This window comes from Actinomadura sp. GTD37 (assembly GCF_041951365.1).
In the GTDB taxonomy this organism is placed as follows: Bacteria; Actinomycetota; Actinomycetes; order Streptosporangiales; family Streptosporangiaceae; genus Spirillospora.
The window spans coordinates 66,006-81,501 of sequence record NZ_JBGNUS010000001.1; the positions used below are offsets into that span (position 1 = coordinate 66,006).

Annotated in this window: 14 protein-coding genes; 7 read left to right on the plus strand and 7 right to left on the minus strand. The window is 74.1% G+C overall.

The features are described from left to right. Window positions 1-47 precede the first annotated feature (47 nt). The 6 genes from paaZ to paaE are packed head-to-tail and all read left to right on the plus strand — an operon-like array spanning window position 48 to window position 5,727. A complete protein-coding gene (gene paaZ / locus ACA511_RS00205; protein ID WP_375021932.1) occupies window positions 48-2,084 on the plus strand; it encodes a phenylacetic acid degradation bifunctional protein PaaZ in 2,037 nt (678 codons plus the stop codon). Continuing rightward, window positions 2,081-3,016, plus strand: coding sequence for a 1,2-phenylacetyl-CoA epoxidase subunit PaaA (gene paaA, locus ACA511_RS00210; RefSeq protein WP_375021933.1), 936 nt, complete (start codon window positions 2,081-2,083; stop codon window positions 3,014-3,016). The genes paaZ and paaA overlap by 4 nt, the downstream gene beginning before the upstream one ends. Then, window positions 3,016-3,300 carry a 1,2-phenylacetyl-CoA epoxidase subunit PaaB gene (paaB, locus tag ACA511_RS00215; RefSeq protein ID WP_375021934.1) on the plus strand — a complete coding sequence of 95 codons (285 nt, stop codon included), beginning with the start codon at window positions 3,016-3,018 and terminating at the stop codon, window positions 3,298-3,300. The genes paaA and paaB overlap by 1 nt, the downstream gene beginning before the upstream one ends. Before the next feature lie 7 nt (window positions 3,301-3,307). Beyond that, entirely contained in the window at window positions 3,308-4,180 is an 873-nt protein-coding gene (gene paaC, locus ACA511_RS00220; RefSeq protein ID WP_375021935.1) for a 1,2-phenylacetyl-CoA epoxidase subunit PaaC, read from the plus strand. Continuing rightward, window positions 4,174-4,662, plus strand: a complete 489-nt coding sequence (gene paaD, locus ACA511_RS00225) for a 1,2-phenylacetyl-CoA epoxidase subunit PaaD (RefSeq protein WP_375021936.1) — start codon at window positions 4,174-4,176, stop codon at window positions 4,660-4,662. Before paaC ends, paaD begins: the two co-directional genes overlap by 7 nt. Next, the gene (paaE, locus tag ACA511_RS00230; protein WP_375021937.1) at window positions 4,663-5,727 is read left to right on the plus strand and encodes a 1,2-phenylacetyl-CoA epoxidase subunit PaaE; all 1,065 of its coding nucleotides are present in this window, start codon (window positions 4,663-4,665) and stop codon (window positions 5,725-5,727) included. A gap of 22 nt (window positions 5,728-5,749) precedes the next feature. Here paaE and ACA511_RS00235 read toward each other — a convergent pair whose 3' ends face one another. Then, window positions 5,750-7,282 carry an alpha/beta hydrolase gene (locus ACA511_RS00235; RefSeq protein WP_375021938.1) on the minus strand — a complete coding sequence of 511 codons (1,533 nt, stop codon included), beginning with the start codon at window positions 7,280-7,282 and terminating at the stop codon, window positions 5,750-5,752. Continuing rightward, window positions 7,279-8,415: a serine hydrolase domain-containing protein gene (locus ACA511_RS00240; protein WP_375021939.1), complete on the minus strand. Its 1,137-nt coding sequence runs from the start codon at window positions 8,413-8,415 to the stop codon at window positions 7,279-7,281. The genes ACA511_RS00235 and ACA511_RS00240 overlap by 4 nt, the downstream gene beginning before the upstream one ends. Window positions 8,416-8,648: 233 nt before the next feature. On the opposite strand from ACA511_RS00240, the gene ACA511_RS00245 reads away from it, so the two are divergent. Continuing rightward, on the plus strand, window positions 8,649-10,253 hold the full coding sequence (locus ACA511_RS00245; protein WP_375021940.1) for a GMC family oxidoreductase: 1,605 nt from the start codon (window positions 8,649-8,651) through the stop codon (window positions 10,251-10,253). Between the two features lie 88 nt (window positions 10,254-10,341). Here the strand turns inward: ACA511_RS00245 and ACA511_RS00250 are convergent, their stop codons facing one another. The 5 genes from ACA511_RS00250 to ACA511_RS00270 form a co-directional block, all read right to left on the minus strand. Beyond that, on the minus strand, window positions 10,342-10,785 hold the full coding sequence (locus tag ACA511_RS00250) for a protein-tyrosine phosphatase family protein (RefSeq protein ID WP_375021941.1): 444 nt from the start codon (window positions 10,783-10,785) through the stop codon (window positions 10,342-10,344). Beyond that, window positions 10,782-11,339, minus strand: coding sequence for a CGNR zinc finger domain-containing protein (locus ACA511_RS00255; protein WP_375021942.1), 558 nt, complete (start codon window positions 11,337-11,339; stop codon window positions 10,782-10,784). Before ACA511_RS00255 ends, ACA511_RS00250 begins: the two co-directional genes overlap by 4 nt. A 37-nt stretch (window positions 11,340-11,376) precedes the next feature. Further along, entirely contained in the window at window positions 11,377-13,881 is a 2,505-nt protein-coding gene (locus tag ACA511_RS00260; protein ID WP_375021943.1) for an ATP-dependent Clp protease ATP-binding subunit, read from the minus strand. Window positions 13,882-13,974: 93 nt separating this feature from the next. Then, entirely contained in the window at window positions 13,975-14,499 is a 525-nt protein-coding gene (locus ACA511_RS00265) for a potassium channel family protein (RefSeq protein ID WP_375021944.1), read from the minus strand. 7 nt (window positions 14,500-14,506) lie between these two features. Then, window positions 14,507-15,451 (minus strand): TIGR01777 family oxidoreductase, encoded by a 945-nt coding sequence (locus ACA511_RS00270; protein ID WP_375021945.1) that lies wholly within the window; start codon window positions 15,449-15,451, stop codon window positions 14,507-14,509. Window positions 15,452-15,496 lie beyond the last annotated feature (45 nt).

Here is a 15,496-nt window from a genome sequence, read left to right on the forward strand (position 1 = left end):
GGGTTAATATCTGACTGAACGGACGGTCGGTTATTCGAGGAGGCCAGATGGGTCCGCTGCCCAGTTACGTGTCCGGCGCCTGGCATGCCCCGCCGGACGGGGGCGCCCCGCTCGCCGACGCCGTGACCGGCGCGGAGGTGGCCCGCATCTCCTCGGCCGGCATCGACCTCGGCGCGGCGCTGGAGTACGGGCGCCGGACGGGCGGCCCCGCCCTGCGCGAGCTGACCTTCCACCAGCGCGCCGCGCTGCTGAAGAAGCTCGGGCTTCACCTGCGCGAACACCGCGACGAGCTGTACGCGCTGTCGGCCCGCACCGGCGCGACCCTCGCCGACTCGAAGATCGACATCGACGGCGGCATCGGCGTCCTGCTGGCGTACGCGAGCAAGGGCAAGCGCGAGCTGCCGAACGACACCGTCCTGGTCGACGGGGACGTGGAGCCGCTGAGCAAGGGCGGCACGTTCGCCGGACGGCACATCTGCACGCCGCTCCTGGGCGTCGCCGTGCAGGTCAACGCGTTCAACTTCCCGGTGTGGGGCCCGCTGGAGAAGCTCGCGCCCGCGTTCCTCGCCGGGATGCCGAGTTTGGTCAAGCCCGCGCCGCAGACGGCGTACCTGTCCGCGCGGCTGGTCGAGCTGGTCGTCGAGTCGGGCATCCTTCCGGAGGGGACGCTCCAGCTCGTCTGCGGCGAGCCGCGCGACCTGCTCGACCACCTCACCGAGCAGGACGTCCTGGCGTTCACCGGGTCCGCCGCGACGGGCCGGCTGCTGCGCGCGCACCCGGTCGTCACCGGGCGGTCGGTGCGGTTCAACGCCGAGGCCGACTCGCTGAACTGCTCGATCCTCGGCCCGGACGCCCGTCCCGGGACGGCCGAGTTCGACCTGTTCGTCAAGCAGCTCGTCACCGAGATGACGGTGAAGGCGGGCCAGAAGTGCACGGCCATCCGGCGCGCGCTGGTGCCGTCCGACCTGATGGACGACGTCGCGCGGGCCGCGAGCGAGCGGCTCGCGCGGGTGCGGATCGGCGACCCGTCCGACCCGGACGTCCGGATGGGCGCGCTCGCCACCCTCGAACAGCGCGAGGAAGTCCGCCGGCGGCTGAAGAAGCTCCTGGACGCGGGCCGGATCGTGTTCGGCGACCCCGACAGCGTCGAGGTCGCCGGCGCGGACGCCGAGCGCGGCGCGTTCATGTCCCCGATCCTGCTGCGCGCGGACGACTCCGGCCGCGCCGAGCCGCACGAGGTGGAGGCGTTCGGGCCGGTCAGCACCCTGCTCCCCTACGACGGCGCCGAGCAGGCCGTCGCGCTGGCGGCGCGCGGCCTCGGCAGCCTCGTCGGCTCCGTCGTCACCGCCGACCCCGGCTTCGCGCGCCGCGTCGTGCTGGGCGCCGCGCCGTGGCACGGGCGGCTGCTCGTCCTCAACGAGGAGGACGCGAAGGAGTCCACCGGGCACGGCTCGCCGATGCCGGGCCTCGTGCACGGCGGCCCGGGACGCGCGGGCGGCGGCGAGGAGATGGGCGGCGTGCGCGGCGTCCTGCACCACATGCAGCGCACCGCCGTGCAGGCCGGGCCGTCGATGCTGTCCGCGATCACCGGGCGCTGGACGCCCGGCGCGCCCCGCGCCGAGACCGGCGTCCACCCGTTCCGCAAGCACCTCGAAGAGCTGCGGGTCGGCGACACGGTCGTCGCCGGGCCCCGGGCCGTCACGCTTGCGGACATCGAGCACTTCGCCGAGTTCACCGGCGACACGTTCTACGCGCACATGGACGAGGAGGCCGCGAAGGCGAACCCGTTCTTCGGCGGCCGGGTCGCGCACGGATACCTGGTGGTGTCGTTCGCGGCGGGCCTGTTCGTGTCGCCCGAGCCCGGCCCCGTCCTCGCGAACTACGGGCTGGAGAACCTGCGCTTCCTCACGCCGGTCAAGCCGGGCGACGAGCTGACCGTCACCCTCACCGCCGAGCAGATCAGCCCGCGCGAGGGAGCCGGCTACGGCGAGGTCCGCTGGAACACCGACGTCACCAACCAGGAGGGCGCCTCGGTCGCGCAGTACGACGTCCTGACCCTGGTGGCCAAGCGGGAGGCGTCATGACGCAGGAGACGCGGGAGCACTTCGAGCGGACGATCGAGCGCGACCAGCGGATCGAGCCGCGCGACTGGATGCCGGACAAGTACCGGGCGACGATGGTGCGGCAGATCGCGCAGCACGCGCACTCCGAGATCATCGGGATGCAGCCGGAGGGCGCCTGGATCACCCGCGCGCCGTCGCTGCGCCGCAAGGCGATCCTGCTCGCCAAGGTGCAGGACGAGGCGGGCCACGGCCTGTACCTGTACTCGGCGGCGGAGACGCTCGGCGCCGACCGGTCCGACCTCACCGCCAAGCTGATCTCCGGCGGGCAGAAGTACTCGTCGATCTTCAACTACCCGACGCCGACGTTCGCGGACGTCGGCGTGATCGGCTGGCTGGTGGACGGCGCCGCGATCTGCAACCAGGTGCCGCTGTGCCGCAGCTCCTACGGCCCGTACGCGCGGGCGATGATCCGCATCTGCAAGGAGGAGTCGTTCCACCAGCGGCAGGGCTACGAGCTGCTGATGACCCTCATGCGCGGCACGGAGGCGCAGCGCGAGATGGTGCGGGACTCCGTGAACCGCTGGTGGTGGCCGTCGCTGATGATGTTCGGCCCGCCGGACGCCGACTCGACGCACACCGCGCAGTCCATGGCCTGGAAGATCAAGCGGCACACGAACGACGAGCTGCGGCAGCGGTTCGTGGACATGACCGTCCCGCAGGCCGAGGCGCTCGGCGTCACGCTCCCCGACCCGGACCTGAAGTGGAACGAGGAGCGCGGCCGGTACGACTTCGGCGAGATCGACTGGTCGGAGCTGAAGCGCGTGATCAGCGGCGACGGCCCGTGCAACGCCGAGCGCGTCGAGCGGCGCCGCGCGGCGCACGAGGACGGCGCCTGGGTGCGGGAGGCCGCCGCCGCGCACGCCGCGAAGCGTTCCCGGAGGGAGGTGGCGTGATGGAGGAGGACTGGCCGCTGTACGAGGTGTTCGTCCGGGGCAAGCGCGGCCTGAACCACGTGCACGTCGGCTCGCTGCGCGCCGCCGACGCCGAGATGGCCCTGCACAGCGCCCGCGACCTGTACACGCGGCGCAACGAGGGCGTCAGCATCTGGGTGGTGCGGTCGGCGGACGTCACCGCGTCCAGCCCGGACGAGAAGGACCCGTTCTTCGCCCCCAGCGGCGACAAGGTCTACCGGCACCCGACGTTCTACGACATTCCCGAGAACGTCCCCCACATGTGAGGTCCCGATGTCGTTCGACAACGCGTTCGACGCACTCACCCAGGACGACGGCGACGCCCGCTGGGCGTTCGGCACCGGGTTCGACGACCCGCTCGCCGGGATCGACCCAGCCGTCCCCGAGGGCCTCGACCGCGCCGCGCTGGCCGCGTACTGCCTGATGCTGGGCGACGACGCGCTCGTCATGTCGCACCGCCTCCAGGAATGGTGCACGCACGCGCCCGAACTGGAGGAGGAGGTCGCGCTCGCCAACATCGCGCTCGACCTCCTCGGCCAGGCCCGGCTGCTGCTCGCGCGCGCCGGCGTCGCCGAGGACAAGGGCCGCGGCGAGGACGACTTCGCCTACTTCCGCGACGCGTCCGACTTCCGCAACGTCGGCCTGGCCGAGGCGGAGAACGGCGACTTCGCGTGCTCGACCGTCCGGCTGCTGATGTTCGCGACGTGGCGGCTCGCGCTGCTGGACCGGCTCACCGCGTCCGGCGACCCCGTCCTCGCCGCGATCGCCGCGAAGAGCGTCAAGGAGGTCGCCTACCACCGCGACCACGCCGCGATGTGGACGATCAGGCTCGGCGACGGCACCGACCTCTCCCACGAGCGCGCGCAGGCCGCGCTGGACGGCCTCTGGCCGCAGGCCGGCGAGCTGTTCACCGCGCACGAGGTCGAGCGCCGGATGGCCGACGCCGGAGCGGGCGTCGACCCGTCCGACGTCCGCGAGGAGTTCGACGCGGTCATGGACGAGGTGCTGGCGAGGGCCACCCTCCGGCGTCCCGAGACCGTGCCGCCCTACCTGGCCGGACGGGACGGCGCGCACTCCGAGGCGCTCACCCGGCTGCTCGCCGGGATGCAGAGCCTGGCCCGCGAGCACCCGGGGGCGGCATGGTGAGCGCCCGCGCGATCGCCGAGACGGTCACCGACCCCGAGCTGCCGATGCTCACGCTCGCCGAGCTCGGCGTCCTGCGCGGCGTCACGGAGGAGACCGGCCGCGTCGAGGTGGTGATCACGCCGACGTACACCGGCTGCCCGGCCCTGGACGCGATGCGCGCCGACCTGCGCGGCCGGCTGGCCGACGCCGGATACGCCGACGTCCGGGTCCGGACCGTCCTCGACCCGCCCTGGACGACCGACTGGATCAGCGAGGCCGGGCGCCGCAAGCTGCGGGCGGCGGGGATCGCCCCGCCCGGCCCGGCGCCCCGGCGCCCCGCGGGCCCGGTCCCCCTCACGCTGGGCCCGACGCGGCGCGTCCGCTGCCCGCGCTGCGGCTCCGCCGACACGGTCGAGCTGTCCCGGTTCGGCGCGACCGCCTGCAAGTCGCTGCGCCGCTGCGACGCCTGCCGCGAGCCGTTCGAGCACTTCAAGGAGATCTGAGTGACGCTCACCGAGGCCGCCCCTCGCCGCGCCGGCTTCCACGCGCTGCGCGTCGCGGGCGTCGAGCGGCTGTGCGACGACGCGGTCGCGGTCACCTTCGACGTGCCGCCCGGCCTGGCGGACGCGTACGCGTTCCGGCCGGGCCAGTTCCTCACCCTGCGCCGCGGGGCGGAGCGGCGCTCCTACTCGATCTGCGCGCCCGCCGGGGCGGCGCCGCGCATCGGCGTCCGCGAGATCCCGGACGGCCTGTTCTCCTCCTGGCTCGTGCACGAGGTGCGCCCCGGCGACGTCGTCGAGGTCCTGCCGCCCGCCGGCACGTTCGTCCTGGAGGCCGGGGCCGCGCACCACGTGCTGATCGCCGCCGGTTCGGGCATCACGCCGGTGCTGTCGATCGCCGCGTCCGCCCTGGCCGACCCGGGCGCCCGCGTCACCGTCCTGTACGGCAACCGGACGAGCGGCACGGTCATGTTCGCCGACGATCTCGCCGACCTGAAGGACGCCCACCCCGACCGCTTCGAGCTGGTGCACGTCCTCTCCCAGGAGCCCCGCGAGGCCGAGCTGCTCAGCGGCCGCCTGGACGCGGACCGGCTCCGCGCGCTCCTCCCCCTCCTCGTCCCCGTCGCCGACGTCGGCCACTGGTGGCTGTGCGGCCCGCTCGGCATGGTCACCGGCGCCCGCGACGTCCTCCAGGGCTTCGGGGTGCCCCGCGACCGCGTCCACCAGGAGCTGTTCTACGTGGACGAGGCCCCGCCCGAGCCGAACCGGAGGCGGCCCGCGCCCACCGGCCCGGCCTGCGAGGTCACGGTCATCCTGGACGGCCGCTCGACGACCCTGACCCAGCCCGCCGACGCGCGGGTCCTGGACTCGGCCCAGCGCGTCCGCCCCGACCTGCCGTTCGCCTGCAAGGGCGGCGTCTGCGGCACCTGCCGGGCCAGGGTCGTCGAGGGCGAGGCCGAGATGCACCGCAACTTCGCCCTCGACCCGGCCGAGGTCGACGCCGGCTACATCCTGACCTGCCAGTCGACCCCGTCCACCCCGCGGCTCACCGTCGACTACGACGCCTGACCGCCGAGCCCGCGCCCGCTGGTCACTCGGGGGCGCAGACCAGGTCGCGGGCGGGCAGGCGGCCGGTCGCGAGGTAGTCGTTCACCCGGTCCCGGACGCACGTGTTCGGGTAGCCGCGCTGGTACGGGGCGTGGACGTTCGCGGGCAGCGTGATCATCCGGCTGCCGGGCAGCATCCGGTGCGTGGCCACGTTGCGGGCGTAGGTGGTGCGGGTGTCGCCGGTCGCCGCCACCATCAGCGCGGGCAGCGGGCTGCCGCTGAGGACCGGCGGCTCGGCGGGGCGCACCGGCCAGAACGCGCACGGGCTGATGCCTTCGCCCAGCGGCCCGAACAGCGGGCTGCCCTCCCGCTGCCGCTGGACGTCGCGCCAGTACACCTCGGGGTCGCGCGGCGCGGCCACGTCCCCGCAGATGATGGCGCTCTGCCCGCTGCCGTACCGGGAGTCCGCCCCGGTCAGCAGGAAGGCGAGTTCCGAGTCGAGGTCGGGGGTGGGCTGCGCGGGCCGTCCCGCGGCGGCGTCCGCCAGCACCCGCATCGACGCGGCGAGGCTCGCCCTCGCGGCGTCCTCGTCCGTGCCGAGGTTGTCGAACAGCACCACCGGCAGCATCGTGTCGTCCAGGCGGTACCGGCCCACGGCGAGCGGCGCGCGGGCGGACGCCGCGTAGATCCGCTGGACGGTCGCCGTGACCTCGCCGCGGGTCTTCCCGAGCCCGTACGTCGCGTGCCGCTCCGCCGCCCACGCCGCCCAGTCGCCGAGGGCGCGGCCGTTCTCCCGCTTGGTGCCGGCGATGAGGCGCGGCCCCCAGGAGGGCGCGTCCTGCGAACTGTCCAGGACGACCCGGTCGAGGCGGCCCGGGAACATCGCCGCGTAGACCTGGCCGAGGTAGGTGCCGTAGGACCCGCCGTTGTACGACACCTTCCGCTCACCGAGGACGCGTCGGACGACGTCCATGTCACGGGCGATGTTGCGGGTGCTGATGTACGGGAGCACGTCGCCGTTCGTCCGGGCGCACCGCTGCGCCAGGTCCCGCGCGAAGGCGACGGAGCGGTCGAACGACCGGCGCGTCGCGCCCGCGCCCTTGATCCAGGTGCCGCTGGGCCAGCCGCAGTCGACCCCGCCGCTGCGGCCGAGGGAGCGCGGGTCCAGGCCGACGAGGTCGTACCGCGGTCCGGCCGGGCCCATCAGATCGCGCATGTAGGGCGGCAGGTCGAGGGCCGGTCCCGGGCCGCCCCCGTTGAGGATCATCGTCCCGATCCGGGGCCCGCCGCCGGACGCCTTGAGCCGGGAGATCGCGACGGTCATCGTGCGGCCGTCCGGGCGGGCGTAGTCGAGCGGGACGGTCACGTCGGCGCACCGGGCGCCCGCCTTGTCGAGTTCGGCGCCGACCTCGTCGTCCGGTCCGAGCGTGCACGCCTTCCAGGCGAGGCGCTGGTGGTGGAAGCGGCCGAGGCCGTCGTCGCGCCCCGCCGCCGGGGCCGCCGAGGCGGCCGGGGTCAGCAGCGCCAGCGCGGCGGCCGCGCCGGTCAGCGCCGCCGCCCATCGGATCGTTCTCATGCTCGCTCCTCGCACAGGGCGGTCTGGACGAGGTCCAGCTCGCCGTCGAACGCCTCTTTCGTGGACGGGTTCTCGTTGAAGGCGACCGCGACGCGGCGTCCGGACGGCGCCGCGCCGGAGACCGAGGTGAAGCCGTCGATGTCGCCCGCGTGCCCCCACCAGGTTCCGCCGCAGCGCAGCGGCGTCCCGATCAGGCCGAGGCCGTAGGCGGCGTCCTCCCACACGCGATCGGGGTCGGCGGGGACGGTCCGCTTCATCTCCGCGAGCATCGCCGGGGGCAGCAGCCGCCCGCCCAGCAGGGCCCCGAAGAACGCGCCGACGTCGCGCGGGCTGGAGACGAGCGCGCCGCCGGCCCACGCGGCCGACGTGTTCATCTCGGTGTAGTCGGTGCGGGAGCCGTCCTCCTCGCGGACGTAGCCGCGCGGGTGCGGGCCCCGCATCCGCGTCTCGTCGCCGGGCCAGTAGGTGTCGCGGAGCCGCAGCGGCCTGATGATCCGCTTCCCGACCTCGTCCTCCACCGTGTGCCCGGTCGCCTTCTCCACGATGAGCCCGGCGACGACGTAGTTGGTGGTCGAGTAGTGCCAGCCGGGCGCGGGGGCCGGCAGCGTCAGCGCACGCTCCACCAGTTCCTCCGGCTCGAAGTGCCGGAAGCGGAAGTCGTCGGTGCTGTCGAACGTGTCCATGTGGTCGGGCAGGCCGCTGGTGTGCCGCAGCAGGCTCCGCACGGTGATCTTCCGGCCGTCGCGGCCGTCGCGGTCGAGCAGGCCGGGGAGGTAGCGGTCGACGGGGGCGTCCAGCGCGACGCGGCCCTCCGCCGCGAGCGCGAGGACGGTGACCGCCGTGAACGTCTTGGTGATGCTGGCGATCCGCCCGCGCAGCCCGGCGCTCATCGGGCGGCCCGTCCGCCGGTCGGCGACGCCGCTCGCGTGCGTCCACGTCCCGCAGCGCGGGTCGTCGACCCGCACCGCCGCGCCCGTCAGGCCGTGGACGCGGGTCATGCGTTCCACGGCCGTTCGCAGGTCGTCATGGTCCCCGCAGCGCGTCCCGTCGGCACGCGCCGGCGCCGCCGCCGTGGCGGCCACCGCGGCGGCGGCCCCCAGCAGCAGCACGATGATCCGGTGCAGTCTGGTCATGTACCCGGACGCTAAGCGGGCGCGTCCGCCGGCGCACTGGTGTGATCACCCCGAGCCGGGGTGGGGCAAACCCGAAGGCGGGTTCCGGTCATCGGGACACGGGTTGGCGGCGGGTTCCGGCCCTCCTACGATCGGCGCACCCAAGTAGTCGCCTCGCGGCGGCGCCGACCGGGCCAGGCGCGGGCCCTCGACTGGGGTCGTCCGTGTGCGCGCGGGGCCGCTGAGAGGAAGAGATGGACCAGACCGCTGACTACGTCGTGGTGGGCGCCGGGAGCGCGGGGTGCGTGCTGGCGCGGCGACTGGCCGATTCCGGGGCGAGCGTCGTCCTGCTGGAGGCGGGCGGACCGGACCGGACGCCGCTCGTCCGCAAGCCGGGCCTGATCGCCGTCTTCCACAACGTCCCGCAGCTGAAGAAGAAGCTGGACTGGGGCTTCTACAGCACGCCGCAGAAGAACGCGCTCGACCGGAGGATCCCGCAGGTGCGGGGCAAGGTCCTCGGCGGCTCCGGGTCGATCAACGGGATGCTGTACGTGCGGGGGCACCGCAAGAACTACGACGACTGGGCCGCCGACGGCTGCACCGGCTGGGGCTTCGAGGACGTCCTGCCCAGCTACAAGCGGCTGGAGAACTGGGAGGACGGCGCCACCGAGCTGCGCGGCGGGGGCGGGCCGATCCAGGTGACCCGGCAGCGCGACCTCACGCCGGCCTCGGAGGCGTTCATCGAGGCGCTGATCGAGACGGCCGGGGTGAAGCGCAACGACGACTACAACGGCGAGGAGCAGGAGGGCGCGGGCGTCTTCCAGCAGAGCGTCGACAAGGGGCTGCGCTACAGCTCGTCCGTCGGCTACCTGGACGACCACGGGCTCGCGAACCTCACGGTCGTGACGGGCGCGACGGTCGGCAAGGTGCTGATCGACAAGGGCCGCGCCACGGGCGTCGAGATCACCACCAAGAAGGGCCCCGGGACGATCCGGGCGTCCAAGGAGGTCGTCCTCGCGGCGGGGGCGTTCGGTTCGCCGCATCTGCTGATGCTGTCCGGCGTCGGCCCGGCCGCGCACCTGCGCGAGCACGGCATCGAGGTGCACGCCGACCTGCCCGTCGGGGACAACCTGCACGACCACATGTTCGTCCCGATGACGTTCGTCACCGACACCGCCCGGAACAAGGGCACCGCGCCCTACTTCGCCAAGGGCGTCGCGAAGGAGTGGACGAAGGGCGGGACGTGGGTGGCCCGCACCGTGTTCGAGGCGGTCGGGTTCGTCCGCAGCGGGCAGGCCGGCGAGATCCCCGACCTGCAGATCCACGCGCTGCCGTGGTCGTACCCGTTCCCCAACCAGGACGCCCCGGTGCGGCACAAGGTCGACAAGCGCCCCGCGCTGACGATCATGCCGACGCTGATCTACCCGAAGAGCCGCGGCACGGTCCGGCTGGCGTCCGCCGACCCGGCCGCCGCGCCGGTCATCGACCCCGGCTACCTGACCGACCCCGACGACACCCGGCTGCTGCTGGACGGCATCGAACTCGTCCGCGAGACGATGGCCAGCAAGATCGTCGCCGGGGACGTCAAGGCCGAGCTGTCCCCCGGCCCCGACTTCCCGGACCGCGCCGCGCTGGCGCGGGAGCTGCCGAACCGCGCGACGACCGTCTACCACCCCGTCGGCAGCTGCCGGATGGGCGCGGACGAGCGCGCCGTCGTCGACCCGGCGCTGCGGGTGCGCGGCATCGAGGGGCTCCGCGTCGCGGACGCCTCGATCATGCCGAGCATCATCGGCGGCAACACCAACGCGCCGAGCATGATGATCGGCGAACACGCCGCAACCCTCATCCTCGGCGACTAACCACCCACCCGCCCCGTTGACCTGCGGCGTGTTGTTGTTATGGCAGGCCGGATAACAACAACACGCCGCAGGTCAACGGAGGGATGCTCTAGCCGGGCGGGAAGTGGGCGACCCAGCGGCGTTGCCAGGGCGTCTCGGCGGCGCGCGGGTGGTGGTGCTCGCGCGCCCAGGCGACCGCGCCGGACGGGTCCACGCCGGACAGGACGGCGAGGCAGGCGATGACGGTGCCGGTGCGTCCGACGCCGCCCCCGCAGGCGACCTCCGCCGCCGCGCCCGACCTCGCCCGTTCGTGCAGGGCGCGGATCCGCCGGACGGCCTCGTCCGGGTCGCGGGGCAGCAGGAAGTCGGGCCAGTCGAGCCATGCCGCGTCCCAGCGCAGGTCGGGCTCGTGGCGGCGGCGGAGCCTCGCGGACCCCAGGTAGAGGCCGACGTCGGGCGGCGGGCCGTCCGGGAGCGGGCGGCGGAGGCCGCGCCCCCGGATCCAGCCGCCGTCCGGCAGCCGGATCGCGCCGGTGAGCGGGGCGGCGGTCACGGGGCCACCGCCCGGCGGCGCGCGCGGTGGTTGGCGACGTTCAGGCGGTTGCCGCACAGCTCGGGCACGCAGTAGCGGCGGCGCCCGGCGCGGCTGGCGTCGGCGAACACGCCGGCGCAGCCCGGCGCGGCGCACGCGCGGAAGCGGCCGTGGCCGAGCGCCCGGACGAGCCCGAGCAGCGCGACGCCGGCGACGGCGGCCAGTTCGCCGACGAGGGACGCGTCCCGGGCGGTCGGGACGTACCACTGCCACCGGCCGCCGGACGGGTCACGGCGCAGCACGGGCGAGAGCCCGGCGTGCCCGGCGAGCAGCGCCGCGCGCTCCACCGACTCGTCCTCGGTCCCGGCCTCCATGACGGCGCGCACTTCGCCGCGGAGCAGGCGGACCGACTCGACGTCCCCGGCGCCGGGCTCCCGGAAGCCGTGCCCGGAGAGCAGATCGGCCAGGTCGCCCGGCCCGGCGAGCGCCTCGGCGCCCCGCACGGCCGGCGCGGTGCCGACCAGGCCGTTGGCGACCTCGACGCCCGGCGCGTAGTCGGCGATCGGAATCAGCACAGATCCTCCTGTAAGGGTTACAGGAGGATTATAAACATTACGTGGTGCTGACGTCGAACTGGAGGCCGCCGTCGACGGCGGAGACCTCCACATGCGTGCCGTGCTCCAGGTCGCCGGCCAGCAGCAGGTCCGACAGCTGGTCGTCGACCTCCCGCTGGATCGTGCGGCGCAGCGGCCGGGCGCCGAACTCCGGCTGGTAGCCGCGCTCGGCGAGCCAGTCGACGGCCTCGGCGGTGAAGTCGACGCCGACGTCCTGGGCGCGGAGGCGGCGGCGCGTCTCGTCCAGCAGCAGGTCGGTGATCTGCCGGAGCTGGCCCGCCTCCAGCCGCCGGAACACGATGATCTCGTCGATCCGGTTGAGGAACTCGGGCCGGAACGACTCGCGCAGCCGCCGCATGATCCGGTCGCTGAGCTCGCTGCCCTCGCCGCCGCGCCCGCCGAAGCCGATCTCGGTCGTGCCCGTGATCAGCTCCGAGCCGAGGTTGCTCGTCATGATCACCACGGTGTTGCGGAAGTCGACCGTGCGGCCCTGCGCGTCGGTCAGCCGGCCGTCGTCCAGGAGCTGGAGCAGGACGTTGAACACGTCCTGGTGCGCCTTCTCGATCTCGTCCAGCAGGATCACCGAGTACGGCTGCCGGCGGACCGCGTCGGTGAGCTGCCCCGCCTCCTCGTACCCGACGTAGCCGGGCGGGGCGCCCATCAGCCGGCTGACGGTGTGCCGCTCCTGGAACTCGCTCATGTCGAACCGGATCATCCGGTCCCGGGTGCCGAACAGCGCCTCCGCCAGCGCCTTCGCCAGCTCGGTCTTGCCGACGCCGGTCGGGCCGAGGAACAGGAACCCGCCGATCGGGCGGTCGGGGTCGCCCATCCCCGCGCGGGACCGCCGGACGGCCCGCGCCACCGCCGCCACCGCGTCCTCCTGCCCGATCACCCGCTCGTGCAGGTGCTCCTCCAGCCGGCTCAGCCGCTCGCGCTCGACCTGCGTGAGCTGCGTGACGGGCACGCCGGAGATGCGGGAGACGACCTCGGCGATGTCCTCCGCGGCCACCTCCGGGACGATCGCGGGCGCGTCGTCGTCGCGCGCCGTCGCGAGGTCCTTCTCCAGCCGGCCGATCTCGTCCCGCAGCTCGGACGCCTTCTCGTAGTCCTCGTCGGCGACGGCCTGGTCCTTCTCCCGGCGCCGCCGGTCGAGCCGCTGCTCCAGCTCCCGGCGGGAGCCGTCCCGCGTCCCCGAGCGCAGCCGGACGCGGGCGCCCGCCTGGTCGATGAGGTCGATCGCCTTGTCCGGCAGGAACCGGTCGGTCAGGTAGCGGCTGGACAGGTCCACGGCCGCGACCAGCGCCTCGTCGTTGTACCGGACCTGGTGGTGGGCCTCGTACCGGTCGCGCAGGCCCCGCAGGATCTCGATGCTGTCGTCGCCGCTCGGCTCCGAGATCAGGATGGGCTGGAACCGGCGCTCCAGCGCCGCGTCCTTCTCGATGTTGCGGCGGTACTCGTCGATGGTCGTCGCGCCCACGACGTGCAGTTCGCCGCGCGCGAGCGCGGGCTTCAGCATGTTGCCCGCCGACATCGCGCCCTCGGCGCTGCCCACGCCCACGATCGTGTGGATCTCGTCGATGAACACGACAAGCTCGTCGCCGTGCTCGCGGATCTCGTCCACGAGCTTCTTCAGCCGCTCCTCGAAGTCGCCCCGGTACCGGGTGCCGGCGACGACGCCGCCCAGGTCCAGCTGGACGATCCGCTTCCCCCGCAGCGTCTCCGGCACGTCGTCGTCGACGATCCGCTGCGCGAGGCCCTCGGCGATCGCGGTCTTCCCGACCCCCGGGTCGCCGATGAGGACCGGGTTGTTCTTGGTGCGCCGCGACAGCACCTCGACGGTCTCCTCGATCTCCTCGTGCCGTCCGATGACCGGGTCGATCCGGCCTTCGCGCGCGAGCGCGGTCAGGTCGCGGCCGAACTCGTCCAGCGTCGGGGTGCTGGACGGCTGCCCGCCGCCCCCGCCCGGCGGCGGCTGCCCGGGACCGCCGCCCGCCGCGGCCTGCTGCAAAGAGTCGGGCGTCACATGCTCGTGGTCGAGGATGCGCCCGGCGCTCGACCCGCGATCGAGCGCCAGCGCGAAGAGGAGGTGCTCGGGCCCGATGTAGGACGACCCGAGCGCCCGCGACACCTGGTGGGAGTCCAGCAGGGCGCGCTTGGCGGACGGCGTCAGCTCCGGCGGGACGTCCCGCGGCTCACCCCGCCTGCCGTGGCTCTCGATCTCGTCCTTGATCTTGTCCGGGTCGGCCCCGGCCCGCGCGATCCAGTGCCGCGTCCCCTGCTGCCGCGTCGCCGCCCACAGCAGGTGGTCGGTGTCCAGGTCGACGCTGCCCCACTGCGCCGCCTGCGCCGCCGCGTCCCGGACCAGCTCCCGCGCGGGCTCGCTCATCAGCCGCGCGATGCTGATCCGCTCCTGCGGCCGGCGCTGCGCCCGCGCGCCGAAGAAGCGGGCGAGCATCTCCTCGAACGGATCCATGCCCCCGGACCCCTGCCACCCCGCGGTCATCTCGGAACCCCCCGGTCGTCGAACGACGCCTCATGACAACGGTCAACACGTGCCCATGGGACGCCTCCGGAAACCCGGCCCGTCCGCACGGTCTCACCCTTCTCCCCGGCGTTCGACGCCCCTGCGCATCGCCTCCAGGAAGATCCTCGCGGCGAGGCCGAGGAAGACCAGGTCGCCCGCCATCTGCACGGTCGTCAGCACCCGCGCCGCCCGGGAGACGGGCACGATGTCGCCGAAGCCGACCGACGAGAAGACCGTCATCGTGTAGTACAGGGCGTCGACGTGCGTGAGGGGCTCGGAGAACCCGGCCGGCGTCCCGTTGCCCATCAGGCAGTAGCTCGCGGAGAAGGCGACCAGGAACAGCACGGCGGACGTCGCCAGCGCCTCGACGGCGCGCAGCCGGGGGGCGGGGTCCCGCACGATCGCGCGGGCCTGCCACGCGACGACCACGGCGACGGCGACCAGCGCGCCGATCAGCACCAGGCCGCTCGCGACCGTGAACGGCTCGTCCAGCGGAACCACGGCGTAGGCGCCCAGCAGGCAGGCGGTGGTCAGCCCCGAACGCAGCACCGTCCGGAGCGCGAGCCTGCGGCGTCCCCGCCGCGAGCGGCCGTCCACCCCGCCTTCATGCCCGGGACCGCGCCCTCCGCACCAGATCGCGGGCCGCCGCCGGCCACCGGGCGTGCTCGAAGGCGAAGCCCGCGCCGAGGAGGCGGCCGGGGACGACGCGGCGGCTCTTCAGCAGCAGCTCGGTGTCCGAGCGGATCGCGAGCGCCCCGATCTCCGCCATCCACGCGGTCGCGGGCAGGCCCGCCGGGACCCGCCACGCCGAGCGCAGCGCGCGCATGAACTCCCGCTGCGGCAGCGGCTCGGGGGCGGCGAGGTTCACCGGCCCGGACAGGTCGTCCCGCTCGATCAGCAGCTCGACGGCGCGGACGAAGTCGCGGTCGTGGATCCACGACACGTACTGCGCGCCGCCCGCCACCGGCCCGCCGAGCCCGAGCCGCGCCAGCCGGGACAGGACGTCGAACACGCCGCCCCGGTCGGGGCTCATCACCATGGCGGAGCGCAGCGCGACCTTGCGGGTGGACGGCGTCGCGGCCCGCTCCTGCGCCCGCTCCCAGTTCCGCGCGATCCTGACGCTGTAGGCCCAGTACTTCGGGACGTCCGGCTCGGCGCCGCCGATCACTCCGGTCGCCTCGTCGTTGGGCGCGTCGAACCGGTGGGCGTAGACGGTGGCCGTGCTCATCTGCAGCCAGACCCGCGGCGGTCGCGCGGCGGCGGCGATCGCCTCGCCCACGACCTCGGCGGAGTGGACGCGCGAGTCCATCATCTCGCGCAGGTTGGCGGGCGTGTAGCGGCAGCTGACGCTGCGCCCGGCCAGGTTGATCACGGCGTCGGCGCCGTCGATCTCCCGCGCCCACGGGCCGAGCGTCCGGCCGTCCCAGGCGACCTGGTGCTCGCCCGCCGGGCTCCTGGTCAGGACCGCGACCTCGTGGCCCGCCGCCGTCAGGGCGCGGTCCAGAACCGCGCCCACCTGCCCCGTCCCGCCGGGAATGACGATCCGCATCGCTCGCACCCTTCGCCGTGTGCGACCGAGCCTAACCGAGAATTG

What these genes read in the sequence shown, in the direction of transcription:
- paaZ (WP_375021932.1), top strand. Translation starts at nt 48, where the DNA reads ATGGGTCCGCTGCCCAGTTACGTGTCCGGCGCCTGGCATGCCCCGCCG.
- paaD (WP_375021936.1), top strand. Translation starts at nt 4,174, where the DNA reads ATGGTGAGCGCCCGCGCGATCGCCGAGACGGTCACCGACCCCGAGCTG.
- ACA511_RS00270 (WP_375021945.1), bottom strand. Translation starts at nt 15,451, where the DNA reads ATGCGGATCGTCATTCCCGGCGGGACGGGGCAGGTGGGCGCGGTTCTG.
- paaC (WP_375021935.1), top strand. Translation starts at nt 3,308, where the DNA reads ATGTCGTTCGACAACGCGTTCGACGCACTCACCCAGGACGACGGCGAC.
- ACA511_RS00260 (WP_375021943.1), bottom strand. Translation starts at nt 13,881, where the DNA reads ATGACCGCGGGGTGGCAGGGGTCCGGGGGCATGGATCCGTTCGAGGAG.
- ACA511_RS00245 (WP_375021940.1), top strand. Translation starts at nt 8,649, where the DNA reads ATGGACCAGACCGCTGACTACGTCGTGGTGGGCGCCGGGAGCGCGGGG.
- ACA511_RS00235 (WP_375021938.1), bottom strand. Translation starts at nt 7,282, where the DNA reads ATGAGAACGATCCGATGGGCGGCGGCGCTGACCGGCGCGGCCGCCGCG.
- ACA511_RS00240 (WP_375021939.1), bottom strand. Translation starts at nt 8,415, where the DNA reads ATGACCAGACTGCACCGGATCATCGTGCTGCTGCTGGGGGCCGCCGCC.
- paaB (WP_375021934.1), top strand. Translation starts at nt 3,016, where the DNA reads ATGGAGGAGGACTGGCCGCTGTACGAGGTGTTCGTCCGGGGCAAGCGC.
- paaA (WP_375021933.1), top strand. Translation starts at nt 2,081, where the DNA reads ATGACGCAGGAGACGCGGGAGCACTTCGAGCGGACGATCGAGCGCGAC.